Here is a 13002-nt window from a genome sequence, read left to right as displayed (position 1 = left end):
GAACCCGGTTCCGAGGGCGAAACCTTGGTGAAACCGGGAGTCTCGTAGAAAGGGTTCCACAGAAAGCCGGTGGGCGATCCGGAGCGGTACGGGCGGTAGGGGAAACCGCGCACCGGGGCCGTCGGGCCGGAGGAATCCGCCCCGGTCCCCGAAGGCGCGGGAAAGCCTTCCCCCCGACCCGACCGGAACCCCGGTGTCGCGTTCCGGCATCGGGAATTCCGATGCCGGAACCGGCGGCCGGGACCCGCCCCGACCGCTTGCCGAACCACTCGTTCGACCGACACCGACAAGGACGGCGGCTTCACCTCATGCAGGACAGTCCCTTCGACCTCGCGTCGTCACACTCCCGCCGGGGAAGCCTCCGGCAGTTCGGGGGCGCATCGTGAGCACCACGCAGCTTCCCACCGACGACGGCACCGCGGACGCGGCACCGCCGGACGAGGGCACCGGCGGGCGCGCCCGCCGCAAGGGCGCCGGGCGCCGCCGCTGGATCGTCACGGCCGTCGTGGTCGCCCTGGTGGGGGCGGGCGCCGGCATCGTCGTCACCGATCCGTTCGGCCGGGCGCAGCAGGAGGACGCCGCGGAGGACACCACCCGCACCGCGCTGGCCCGGGTCACCAAGGGCACGCTGGCCGCCCGGACCCAGACCAACGGAACCCTCGGGTACGCCGGCTCCTACAAGGTCGTCAACAAGTCCGACGGAACCCTCACCCAACTGCCCCGGGTGGGTCAGGTGATCCGTCAGGGGAAGGTCCTCTACCGGGTCGACGGAAAGCCCGTGGTGTTCCTCCGGGGCGCCTACGTCCCTGCCTACCGGAAACTCTCCTGGAACATGGAGGGCATCGACGTACAACAACTGAATTCCGCGCTGCTCGCCCTCGGATACGCGGACGAGGGCGATATCGACCCCGATTCCGACTACTACGGCTGGCAGACCTATTACGCGGTCAGGGAACTCCAGGACGACGTCGGACTGAAGGTCACCGGAGAACTGGAACTGGGCCAGGCGGTGTTCCTGGCCGCGAAGGAGTTCCGGGTGACCAAGGTCGGCGCGGTCAGCGGAACCTCCGCCGGGCCCGGGGCCGTGGTCCTGGAGGGCTCCTCCACCCAGCGGCAGGTCACCGTCGACCTGCGGGCCAGCCAACAGGCGGACGTGAAGGCGGGCGACGAGGTGACCATCTCCCTGCCGAACGGGCAGTCGACGCCCGGCGTGGTCGCCTCGGTCGGCAAGGTCGCCACCAAGTCCGGCGAGTCGATGACGGTCCAGGTCCTGATCAAGCCGTCGAAACCGAAGGCGACCGGCCAACTGGACCAGGCGCCCGTCCAGGTGTCCATCGTCAGCGGCTCGGTCGAGGACGTGCTGTCCGTCCCGGTGAACGCGCTCCTCGCCCGGGCCGGCGGCGGCTACGCGGTGGAGGTGGTGGACGCCCGGGGCGAGCGCCGTCTGGTGGAGGTGGAGACCGGACTCTTCGACGACAGCGCCGGCCGGGTCCAGGTCACCGGCAAGGGGCTCAGCGCCGGCCAGAACGTGGTGGTGCCGGGCTCATGAGCGAGACGACCGCGGACACCGCGACCGCCCCCCGCCGCGCCCCGGGCGAGCCCGTCCTCGAACTGGAGGGCGTCAGCAAGGTCTACCCCGGGATCTCCCCGGTGGTCGCCCTGGACCGGGCGAGCTTCACCATCCGCCGCGGCGAACTCGTGGCGATCGTGGGCCCGTCCGGCTCCGGGAAGTCGACCCTGCTCCAGGTGATGGGCAGCCTCGACCGGCCCAGCTCCGGCAAGGTGAAGATCGTCGGCGACGACGTGGCGCGGATGTCGGACCGGTCCCTGGCCGGACTGCGCGCCACCCGTATCGGCTTCATCTTCCAGCAGTTCTTCCTCGCCCAGAACTCCACCGCCCTGGAGAACGTCGCGGACGGGCTCCTCTACGCCGGCGTGCGCCACCGCGACCGGCTCAAGGCCGCCGCCACCGCACTGGCCCGGGTCGGGCTCGCCCGCCGGGCGAACCACCGGCCGTCCGAACTCTCCGGCGGCGAGCGCCAACGCGTCGCCATCGCAAGGGCGTTGGCCGGGAACCCGGCGATCGTGCTCGCCGACGAACCCACCGGCAACCTCGACAGCGTCACCAGCGCCTCGATCTTCACGCTGCTCAAGCAGCTCAACTCCGAGGGCACCACCATCGTCGTGATCACCCACGACCGCGAACTGGCGCTCCAGATGCCCCGCCGGATCGAGGTGCTCGACGGCCGCATCGTCCACGACGTCACGGTCCCGGAGGGCTCCGGGCCCACCACCGACGGCGCCGCCCCCACTCCGGACGGCCCCGCCCCCTCCGAAAGGGTCCCGACATGACCACCACGGCGCCGCCCCCGCCGGGCCGGATGCACCTGGCCGACCTGGCCAGGACCGCCAGCGTCGGCCTGCGCACCCGGCGGATGCGGGCCGCGCTGTCCGCGCTGGGCATCGCCATCGGCGTGGCGGCGATGGTCGCGGTGATGGGCCTGTCCCGCTCCTCGCAGGCGGGACTCCTGGCCGAGATCGACAAGCTGGGCACCAACCTGCTCACCGTCACCCCCGGCCGGGTCGTCGGCGGCGGCGACGCCAAGCTCCCCGTCGACGCCCCCGCGATGATCGACCGGATCGAGCGGGTCGAAACGGTGCAGAGCACCGGCAAGACCGACGCCAACGCCTACCGGAGCCCGCACATCCCCAGCATCAACACCAACGGCCTCAGCGTCGCGGCCAGCAGCCTCGACCTGCCGACCGCGGTGCGGACCACCGTCGCCGAGGGGAGGTTCCTCAACGCGGCGACCGCCGAACAGCCCGTCGCCGTCCTCGGCGCGGACGCCGCCGGTCGCCTCGGTATCGACCGCGTCCACCAGGGGGTGCGGATCTGGGTGGGCGGCCAGTGGTTCTACGTCGGGGGCATCCTCAAGCCCGCCACGCTCACCCCGGAGATCAACTCCGCCGTCCTGGTGGGCTACGGGGCGGCGAAGAAGTACCTCAACTTCGACGGCCACCCGTCCATGGTCTACGTACGGGCGCAGACCGACCACGTCAACGAGGTCCAGCGGCTGCTGGCCGCCACGGCCAACCCGGAGAACGCCGACCAGGTCGCCGTCAGCCAGCCCTCGGCCGCCCTGGAGGCCCGGGCCGCCACCCAGTCCGCGCTCAACGGCCTCTTCCTCGGGCTCGGCGCGGTGGCCCTGCTCGTCGGAGGCATCGGCGTCGCCAACACCATGGTCATCTCCGTGCTGGAACGCCGCTCGGAGATCGGTCTGCGGCGCGCCCTGGGCGCCACCAAGGGCAACATCCGGGTGCAGTTCCTCTCCGAGGCGGTGCTCCTCGCCGCCCTCGGCGGCGCGGTCGGGGTGGCCCTGGGCGTCGTCGCCACCATGGTCTACGCACAGATCAAGGGCTGGACCACCGTCGTCCCGGTGATCGCCTGGGGCGGCGGACTCGGCGCCGCCGGCGCCATCGGCGCCGTCGCCGGTCTGCTCCCCGCCCTACGGGCCGCCCGCATGCAGCCCACCGAGGCCCTGCGCACCACCTGACGCACCGACCGCCCGGCACCGTGGACCGCCACCCCCACGGTGCCGGGTCCCGTCACGCCGGCCCCGGAACCGGCGCCCGACCCGCGTTTCCCCTCCCTTTCGCCGAGAATTCGAGCGTCCAACTGTCAATTCCGTGTCCAACTGCGGGAATCGGTCGGTTGGACGCCTTTGGCTCTTGCTTGTCCGGCCAGTTGGTGACAACTAACATCGCTCGGACAGAAGGCGAAACAGCACGCACAACACGGCTCGGTTCCGCTTCCCGGGAGGGGCGAAATGGCGAACCCATTCGACAACGAAGACGGGTCCTTTTACGCGCTCATCAACGACGAGGGCCAGTATTCGCTCTGGCCCACCTTCGCGGACGTCCCCGCGGGCTGGGAGATCGCCTTCGGCGAGGACACCCGGCGGGCCTGCCTCGACCACATCGAGGAGCACTGGACGGACATGCGTCCGAAGAGCCTCATCGAGGAGATGAAGCAGTACGAGAAGGCCCAGTAGGGCCGTCCCCCCTCCACGCCGCGTCTTCCCGCGGTCGCGCCCCGGGCGCCCCGGCGCCCGGAGCCGCGCCCCGCCGCCCGAGCCCCCGGCGCCGCCGTCCGACGGCGGCAGGGGAAAGGCGTACGGCGTGCATTCCGGCCGGCCTCGAAAACTGCCGGGCCTTCCGATCAATCGACGGACAAGGAGGTTCCGAGGCATGATGGCAGGCGCGGGGCCGCAGATGATGGTTCGGGGATTCGGCTCGGATTCCGGGCTGACCCGTCAGAAGATCAAACCCGGCACCGTGCCGCGGATCCTTCCCTATCTGAGACCGTACCGGCGGACCGTGTCCCTGCTGATGTTCATCACGGTCCTGGAAGCCGGCATCACGATCGCCAGTCCGCTGCTGTTCAAGGTCCTCATCGACGAGGGCATCCTGCCCCGCGACCGGGCCGTCGTCATCACCGTCGCCGTGGTGGTCCTGGTGCTGGCCCTGCTGGAGGCGCTCGCCGCCTACCTCCAGAGCCTGCTGTCGGCACGGATCAGCGAGGGACTCGTCTACGACCTGCGGACCGAGGTGTTCCAGCACGTCCAGAAGCAGCCGCTGGCGTTCTTCACCCGCGCCCAGACCGGCGCCCTGGTCAGCCGCCTCAACACCGACGTGGTCGCCGCGCAACAGGCCCTCACCGTCCTGATGTCGACGGTGGTCTCCGGGGTCCTCGCCCTGCTGCTGGTCCTCGGCACCATGTTCTACCTCTCCTGGGCCATCACCCTGATCGCCCTGGCCGTGCTGCCCGTCTTCGTCCTCCCCGGCAAGATCATCGGTCGGCGGATGCAACGGCTGATGCGGGAGTCCATGGAGCAGAACGCCGAGATGGGCTCCCTGATGCACGAGCGGTTCAACGTCGCGGGCGCCCTGCTCACCAAGCTCTACGGCCGCCCCGCCCACGAGACCTCCCTGTTCAGCCGGCGCGCCGCCCGGGTCCGGGACATCGGGGTGACCACCTTCGTCTACAGCCAGCTCCTGCTGGTCTCCGTCACCCTGCTGGCCACCCTCGCCACCGCCCTCGTCTACGGCGTCGGCGGGGTCCTCGCCATCCGCGGCACCTTCGAGATCGGCACGCTCGTCGCCCTGGCCGCCCTGCTCACCAGGCTGTTCGGGCCGATCAACCAACTCTCCAGCCTCCAGGCCAACGTGATGACGGCGCTCGTCAGCTTCGACCGGCTCTTCGAACTCCTCGACCTCACACCCCTCATCGAGGAGAAGCCGGACGCCCGGGCCCTGCCCGCGCGGGACACCGGCGCCCCGGAGGTCACCTTCGAGGACGTCAGCTTCCGCTACCCGGCCGCCGCGGACGTCTCCCTCGCCTCCCTGGAGTCCATCGCCCTGCCCGGCCAGGCGCGCAAGGAGAACCCGCTCACCCTCAAGAACCTCAGCTTCACCGCCCCCGCCGGCAAGCTCACCGCCCTCGTCGGCCCCTCCGGCGCCGGCAAGACCACCCTCACCCATCTGATCCCCCGCCTCTACGACCCCGTCTCCGGAACGGTGCGCATCGACGGCGTCGACGTCCGCGACCTCACCGCGGACTCCCTGCGCGACACCATCGGCATGGTCACCCAGGACGCCCACCTCTTCCACGACACCCTGCGCGCCAACCTCCTCTACGCCCGGCCCGAAGCCACCGAGGACGACCTCGTCGAAGCCTGCCGGTCCGCACGGATCTGGGACCTCGTCGCCTCCCTCGCCGACGGCCTGGACACCATCGTCGGCGAACGCGGCTACCGCCTCTCCGGCGGGGAGAAGCAGCGCATCGCCCTGGCCCGACTGTTCCTCAAGGCGCCCTCCGTCGTCGTCCTCGACGAGGCCACCGCCCACCTCGACTCCGAGTCCGAGGCCGCCGTCCAACGCGCCCTCGGCACCGCCCTGGAGGGCCGCACCTCGGTGGTCATCGCCCACCGGCTGTCCACCGTCCGCGAAGCCGACCAGATCCTCGTCATCGAGGACGGCGAGGTTCGCGAACGGGGCCGGCACGAGGAACTCCTCCTGCGCGGGGGGCTCTACGCCGAGTTGTACCGCACCCAGTTCGCCACCGGGCCGCCCCCCGCCCGGCCCCCCGCCACCGCACCCGAACCGGAGTCGGTCCCGCAGTTCGCCGGCGGCCCCCAGTTCTTCGTCCCCGGCGGCGGCCCCGTGGGCGGCACCCCGCCCCCGCCCCCGCCGCCCGGCCTCCCCTCCGGCGGCGGCCCGCCCCCGCTCCAGATCCTCGGCGGCGGAGCCGGCGCCCCGCCGCCCCCGCCCCCGCCCGGCGCGAACGGACCCGGCCGGTGACGGAACCCGAAGAGGCCCGGGCCGCGCTGCGCGCCCTGGCCGACAGCGGCCGGCTGGCCGCCGAGTTCCCCCGGGCGGGGCGCCTCACGGCCCGCCTGGCCGCGACCGACCTGCCCTGGGCCGGCCGGCTGCTGGCCCGCCTCGACCCCGCGGAGGTCCTGGCCGCCCACCCCGACACCCCGAAGGTCACCCTCGGCGTCACCGGACACGGCACCCTGGCCGGCCTGCCCGGGGCCCTGCACGCCCAACTCGCCCGGCACGGCGTGCTCGCCGACCTCCGGGTCTCCGACTTCGACCACTACGCCCTCGACCTGCTCGACCCCGCCAGCGCCCTGCACCGCGCCCGCCCCGACCTCGTCCTCTGCGTACTCGATCCGATGATCGTCTTCGACGAGGTGCCCGTCCCCTGGCGCCCCGAGGACGTGGCCCGGGTCGCCGCCGAGAAGACCGCGCTCCTCGCCGACCTCGCCGCCCGGTGCGCCGACGCACCCGGCACCCTCGTCCTCAACACCCTGCCCCTGCCCCGCGCCCACAGCGCCCAACTCGTCGACCACCGGTCCCGGGCCCGCCTCGGCGCCCGGTGGCGGGAGGCCAACGGGCGCATCCTCGCCCTCGCCGAGGAACACCCCTCCACCGTCGTCATCGACCTCGACCCGCTCCTCGCCGAAGGCGTCCGGGCCGTCGACGACCGCCTCAGCAGCTACGCCAAGGCCCACCTCACCGAGGAACTCCTGGGCGCCTACGCCGTCGAGGTCGGCCACCTGGCCCGACAACTCACCGGACGCCTCAGGAAGTGCCTCGTCCTCGACCTCGACGACACCCTGTGGGGCGGCATCCTCGGCGACGACGGCCCCGAGGGCATCGAGATCGGCGACGGCTACCGCGGCGAAGCCTTCCACGCCTTCCAACGGGTGCTGCGCCAACTCGCCGACCAGGGCGTCCTCCTCGCCGCCGTCAGCAAGAACGAACCCGACGCCGTCACCCGGGTACTGCGCGAACACCCCCGCATGGCCCTGCACGAGGACGACTTCGTCCACGTCCTCGCCAACTGGCGCCCCAAACCCGACAACCTGCGCACCCTCGCCGACACCCTCGGCCTGGCCACCGACGCCCTGGTCTTCGTCGACGACAACCCCTTCGAACGCGAACTCGTCCGCCGGGAACTCCCCGAGGTCGCCGTCGTCGACCTGGGCGCCGACCCCGCCCTGCACCGCCACGCCCTGCTACGCGACGGCTGGTTCGACACCCGCGAGGTCACCACCGACGACCGGGTCCGGGCCACCCGCTACCGCACCGAAGCCGCCCGCAGCGGCTTCCTCGACGCCGCCGCCTCCACCGACGACTACCTCCGGGAACTCGGCACCCGGGTGCGGATCGCCCCAGCCGCCCCCGCCGACGCCCCACGGATCTCCCAACTCACCCTGCGCACAAATCAGTTCAACCTCACGGCGGAGCGCCTCCAACCCGCCGAGGTGCAGGCCCGCAGCGAGGACCCGCACAGCCTCACCCTCACCGTCCACGCCCGTGACCGCTTCGGCGACCACGGCCTCGTCGGCGCCGTCCTCGCCCACCGCGACGGCGACACCCTCCACCTCGACAACTTCCTCCTCAGCTGCCGCGTGTTCTCCCGCGGCATCGAAACGGCCTGCCTCTCCCACCTCCTCACCCTTGCCCGCACCACCGGCGCCACCTCCGTACGGGCCCGGCACCGCCCCACCGACCGCAACCACCGGGTCGCCGACCTCTACCCCCGTCACGGATTCACCCCTTCCGACACCACAGACCCCACCACCCGCACCTTCCACCACCCGCTCACCCACATCGTCCCCGTCCCCCCGCACCTCCACCTCGACCCCCCGGGGGACCCGCGACCATGAACGACCTCGACGACTTCCTCACCCTCCTGCACGACGAACTCGGCCTACGGGTCACCCCCGAGGACACCGACCGCGCCCTCACCGAACTCACCGGCTGGGACTCCCTGCACCTGCTGCGCCTGGTCACCGCACTCGAAGCCAGGACCGGCCGCAGCATCAGCGTCATCGACCTCTTCGAGGCCCCCGACCTGCGCCGCATCTACCAGCTGACCACCACCTGACACCGTCGGACCGGCTCCGCCCCGACCCCCCGCCCGCCCGCGGCCCACCGCGCGCGGGCGCGCCCGGTCCTGCCCGCCCAGCGCCGTCACCCCCGACCCGTGGAACGCCACCGCACACCGAGTGAGGGACCCGCATGCCCCAGGACGCCCGCCGGCTGCCCCTGTCCGCCGCCCAGTACGACATCTGGCTCGCCCAACGCATCGGCGAACCCAGCCCCGTCTACCACTCGGGCGAGTACGTGCGGATCGACGGACCCGTCGACGTCCCCCGGTTCGAGGCGGCCCTCCGGCAGGCGGTCACCGAGTGCGAAGGGCTCGGCGTGCGCATCGTGGAGGACGCCGAGGGCCCCCACCAGATACCCGCCCCCGCCCCGGCCCCCCTCGCCTTCCACGACCTGTCTGCCTCCCCCCACCCCGAGGCCGAGGCCCTCGCCCGGATGCACCAGGACCTCGCCCGGCCCGCCGACCCCACCGCCACCCCCCTGCACGCCCACGCCCTGATGAAGCTCTCCGACACGCGGTTCCTCTGGCACCAGCGCTACAACCACGTGGTCATGGACGCCTACGGCTGGTCCCTCCTCGGCCGCCGCGTCGCCGAGCTCTACACCGCCCGCACCACCGGCACCCCCGCACCACCGGCCCGGTTCGGCACCCTCGCCGACCTCCTGGACGAACAGGACCGCTACCGGGCGTCCACCGACCACGCCCGCGACCGCACCCACTGGACCGAACTCCTCGCCGACCGGCCCGAGCCCGTCGCCCTGCCCCTCGGCGGCCCCGCCGCCCCCGGCGCCCGACGCGAGACCGCCCACCTCGACCCCGCCGGCGCCGACCGACTGCGCCACCTCGCCCGCACCACCGGCACCAGTTGGCCGCACCTCGCCCTCGCCGCGGTCGGCGCCCACTTCGCCCGCACCACCGGCGACCGGGACCTCGTCTTCGGGGTCACCGTCACCGCCCGCCTGACCCCCCTCGCCGGACGCACCCCCGCCACCCTCGCCAACGTCCTGCCGCTGCGGCTGCGCGTCGACCCCCACGACGACCTGGTGACGCTCGCCCACCGGGTCCGCGAGCAACTCCGCCACCTCCTGGTCCACCAGCGCTTCCGCGGCGAGGAACTCCGCCGCGCCCTCGACTGGCCCGCCGCCGGAAGACACGGCTTCGGACCGCTCGTCAACATCGTCACCTTCGAGCAACCACTCGACTTCGCCGGCGCCCCGGGCCGACCGCACGACCTGTCCGTCCCCCCGGGCGACGACCTGGTGATCACCGTGCGCGGCGGTACCGAAGGTCCGATCCGGATCGACCTCGACGGCGACGACTCCACCCCCGGCAGCGACCACCTCACCGCCCACCAACAGGCCCTCCTCGCCCTCCTCGACCCGGCCGGCACCGACCCCCGCACCCCCCTCCACCGCACCGATCCCCTCACCCCCGCCGCCCGCACCGTCCTGCTCCACGACCGCAACGCCACCGCACACCCCGTCCGCCGCACCACCCTCCCCGAACTCCTCGCCGAACAGGCCGCCCGCACCCCCGACCGGCCCGCCGTCCTCGACGAGCACACCACCCTGACCTACCGGGAACTGGACGCCCGCGCCCACCGCGCCGCCCGCTGGCTCACCCGCCACGGCATCCGCCCCGGCGACCGGGTCGCCGTCGCCATGGACCGCTCCGCCGAACTCCCGGTGCTGCTCTGGGGCGTGCTCCGAGCCGGCGCCGCCTACGTCCCCCTGGACCCCCACCACCCCGCCGAACGCCTCGCCCGCATCCTGGCCGACGCCCGCCCGGCCCACCTCGTCACCACCCGCACCACCCACCGCGCACTGCGCGACGCCGCCCCGACCGACCACACCCCCCGGACCCTCTGGGACGCCCCCGACACCCGCGCCGCCCTCACCGACACCCCCGCCGACCCGACCCCGACGAGGATCCCGCCCGACGCCCCCGCCTACGTCATCTACACCTCCGGCTCGACGGGACAGCCCAAGGGCGTCGTCGTCGGCCACGCCTCCGTCGTCAACCGGCTGGAGTGGATGCGCGACCGCTTCGCCCTCACCCCCCACGACCGCATCCTCCAGAAGACCCCCATCGGGTTCGACGTCTCCGTGTGGGAACTCTTCCTGCCCGCCCTGACCGGGGCCGCCCTGGTGATGGCCCGCCCCGACGCCCACCGCGACCCCGCCCGACTCGTCGACACCGTCGACCGCTTCGGCATCACCCTGGCCCACTTCGTCCCGTCCATGCTCGACGCGTTCCTCCACGCCGCCACCCCCGGCACCTGCCGGTCGCTGCGCCGGGTGGTGTGCAGCGGCGAAGCCCTCTCCGCCGAAGCCGTCACCGCGTTCCAACACCGCTTCGGCACCCGCACCGGCCTCCAGAACCTCTACGGCCCCACCGAAGCCACCGTCGACGTCACCGCCTGGGACTGCGCACGCCGGGACGGCCCCGCCCGCACCGTCCCCATCGGTTCGCCGATCTGGAACACGCGGACCTACGTCCTCGACGCCCACCTGCGCCCCGTGCCCGCCGGCATGACCGGCGAACTCTACCTGTCCGGCGTCCAGTTGGCGCAGGGCTACGTCGGTCGTGCCCACCTCACCGCGGAACGCTTCACGGCCTGCCCCTTCGAACCCGCCGGCGCCCGGATGTACCGCACCGGGGACCTGGCCCGCTGGACGCCGGACGGCGAACTCCTCTACGCCGGCCGCGCCGACGACCAGGTCAAGATCCGCGGCTTCCGCATCGAACCCGGCGAGGTCGAAGCCGCCCTCACCGCCCACCACCAGGTCGCCCGGGCCACCGTCACCGTCCGCGAGGACCGCCCCGGCACCCGGCGCCTCGTCGGCTACGTCGTCCCCCGCGGCGACCGCGTCGACCTCCCCGCCCTGCGCGCGCACACCGCTCGACTGTTGCCCGACCACATGGTGCCGTCCGCGTTCGTGGCCCTGGGCGCCTTCCCGGTCACGGTGAACGGCAAACTCGACCGCGCAGCCCTTCCCGCCCCCGACACCACCCGTCGCGCCGGACGGGCCCCCGCCACCCCCACCGAGGAGGTGCTCCATGGGCTGTACGCAGAAGTCCTCGGCCTGGCGGATCCCGACACCGACGCGTCCTTCCTCGCCCTCGGCGGAGACTCCGTCACCGCGATGCGCCTGGTCGGCCTGGTCCGCACCACCCTGGGCGCCGCGCTCGACGTCGGCGACGTCTTCCGCCACCCGAGCGTCACCGAACTGGCCCGCCTGCTGGCGCACGGCCCCGGCGACACCCGCCCCCGACTCCTCGCCCGGGAACGCCCCGCACGTCCGCCCCTCTCCTTCGGCCAGCGCCGGATGTGGCTCCTCAACCAGCTCAAGGAAGCCGGCGCGGGCGCCGCCTACAACGTTCCGCTGGTCCTCCGGCTCTCCGGCACCCTGGACGTACCGGCCCTCCGTGCCGCCCTCGGCGACCTCGCCGACCGGCACCAGACCCTGCGCACCGTCTTCCCCGCCGTCGACGGCACCCCCCGACAGCACCTGCGCACCGGAGCCGACCGCCACCCGCCGCTACGACTCCGCGCCCTCGCCGACGCGGACGTGCCCGCGGCCCTCGCCGCCGAACTGCTCGCCGGCTTCGACCTGGTCGACGACCTGCCCTGGCGCACCCTGCTGCTGGAGACCGCCCCCACCGAACACCTCCTGGTCCTCGTCGCCCACCACATCGCGGTGGACGGCTGGTCCATGGGTGTCCTCGCGCGTGATCTGCGTACCGCCTACGCGGCCCGCCGGGGCGGCGCGGCGCCCGACTGGGAACCACTGCCCGTGCAGTACGTCGACTACGCGCGCTGGCAGCGGGAGTCCCTCGGCGAGGCGGACGACCCGGAGAGCCCGGCCGGCCGCCAACTCGCCCACTGGAGGGCCGCGCTGGCGGGCATCCCGGACGTCACCCCGCTCCCGGTGGACCGGCCGCGTCCGGCGGTCCCCTCGTTCCGCGGCGGTTCGGTTCCGCTGGAGCTGACGGCCGAGGTGCACGCCGGCCTGGCGGCGGTGGGGCGCGAGGTCGGGGCGACGGTGTTCATGGTGGTGCAGGCGGCGTGGTTGATGCTGCTGGCCCGACTGGGCGCGGGGACCGACGTCCCGCTGGGCACGGCGGTGGCCGGGCGGGGCGAACGCGAACTGGACGACCTGACGGGCTTCTTCGTGAACACCCTGGTGCTGCGGACCGATGCGAGCGGCGATCCCACCTTCCGGGAGCTGTTGGAACGGGTCCGGGAGACCGATCTGGCCGCCTACGCCCACCAGGACCTGCCGTTCGAGCAGGTGGTGGAGGACCTCAACCCGGCCCGCTCCCTCTCTCGACACCCGCTGTTCCAGATCATGCTGGTGCTCCAGAACGTGCCCCCGGCCACCTGGGACCTACCCGGACTGAGCGTACGGGCCCTGGAGGAACGGGAGTTGCCGACCGAGGCCGTGCCGGCTCGGTTTGATTTGTCGTTGAGTTTGTCGGAGCGGTGGGATGTGTGGGGTGGGCCGGCGGGGGTGGTGGGTGGTCTTCAGTTTGCGGTG

At 73.1% G+C, this 13002-nt stretch carries 8 protein-coding genes; all 8 read left to right on the top strand.

Annotated features, from left to right (window positions below):
- Positions 1–382 precede the first annotated feature (382 nt).
- The gene (locus ABT092_RS24300; RefSeq protein WP_351247294.1) at positions 383–1549 is read left to right on the top strand and encodes a peptidoglycan-binding protein; all 1167 of its coding nucleotides are present in this window, start codon (positions 383–385) and stop codon (positions 1547–1549) included.
- Positions 1546–2352 carry an ABC transporter ATP-binding protein gene (locus ABT092_RS24295; RefSeq protein WP_351247292.1) on the top strand — a complete coding sequence of 269 codons (807 nt, stop codon included), beginning with the start codon at positions 1546–1548 and terminating at the stop codon, positions 2350–2352. The genes ABT092_RS24300 and ABT092_RS24295 overlap by 4 nt, the downstream gene beginning before the upstream one ends.
- On the top strand, positions 2349–3554 hold the full coding sequence (locus ABT092_RS24290; protein ID WP_351247290.1) for an ABC transporter permease: 1206 nt from the start codon (positions 2349–2351) through the stop codon (positions 3552–3554). The genes ABT092_RS24295 and ABT092_RS24290 overlap by 4 nt, the downstream gene beginning before the upstream one ends.
- Before the next feature lie 273 nt (positions 3555–3827).
- On the top strand, positions 3828–4052 hold the full coding sequence (locus ABT092_RS24285; protein WP_351247288.1) for an MbtH family protein: 225 nt from the start codon (positions 3828–3830) through the stop codon (positions 4050–4052).
- Positions 4053–4248: 196 nt separating this feature from the next.
- Positions 4249–6360 (top strand): ABC transporter ATP-binding protein, encoded by a 2112-nt coding sequence (locus tag ABT092_RS24280; RefSeq protein ID WP_351247286.1) that lies wholly within the window; start codon positions 4249–4251, stop codon positions 6358–6360.
- A complete protein-coding gene (locus ABT092_RS24275) occupies positions 6357–8237 on the top strand; it encodes an HAD-IIIC family phosphatase (protein WP_351247284.1) in 1881 nt (626 codons plus the stop codon). Before ABT092_RS24280 ends, ABT092_RS24275 begins: the two co-directional genes overlap by 4 nt.
- Positions 8234–8458 (top strand): acyl carrier protein, encoded by a 225-nt coding sequence (locus ABT092_RS24270; RefSeq protein WP_351247282.1) that lies wholly within the window; start codon positions 8234–8236, stop codon positions 8456–8458. Before ABT092_RS24275 ends, ABT092_RS24270 begins: the two co-directional genes overlap by 4 nt.
- Positions 8459–8592: 134 nt before the next feature.
- Positions 8593–13002 (top strand): non-ribosomal peptide synthetase (locus ABT092_RS24265; protein WP_351247280.1); only part of this gene is annotated, 4410 nt, incomplete at its 3' end.

It is taken from the genome of Streptomyces sp. NPDC002490, assembly GCF_040296045.1.
Lineage (GTDB): Bacteria > Actinomycetota > Actinomycetes > Streptomycetales > Streptomycetaceae > Streptomyces.
This window is presented reverse-complemented; position numbering and strand designations above follow the sequence as displayed.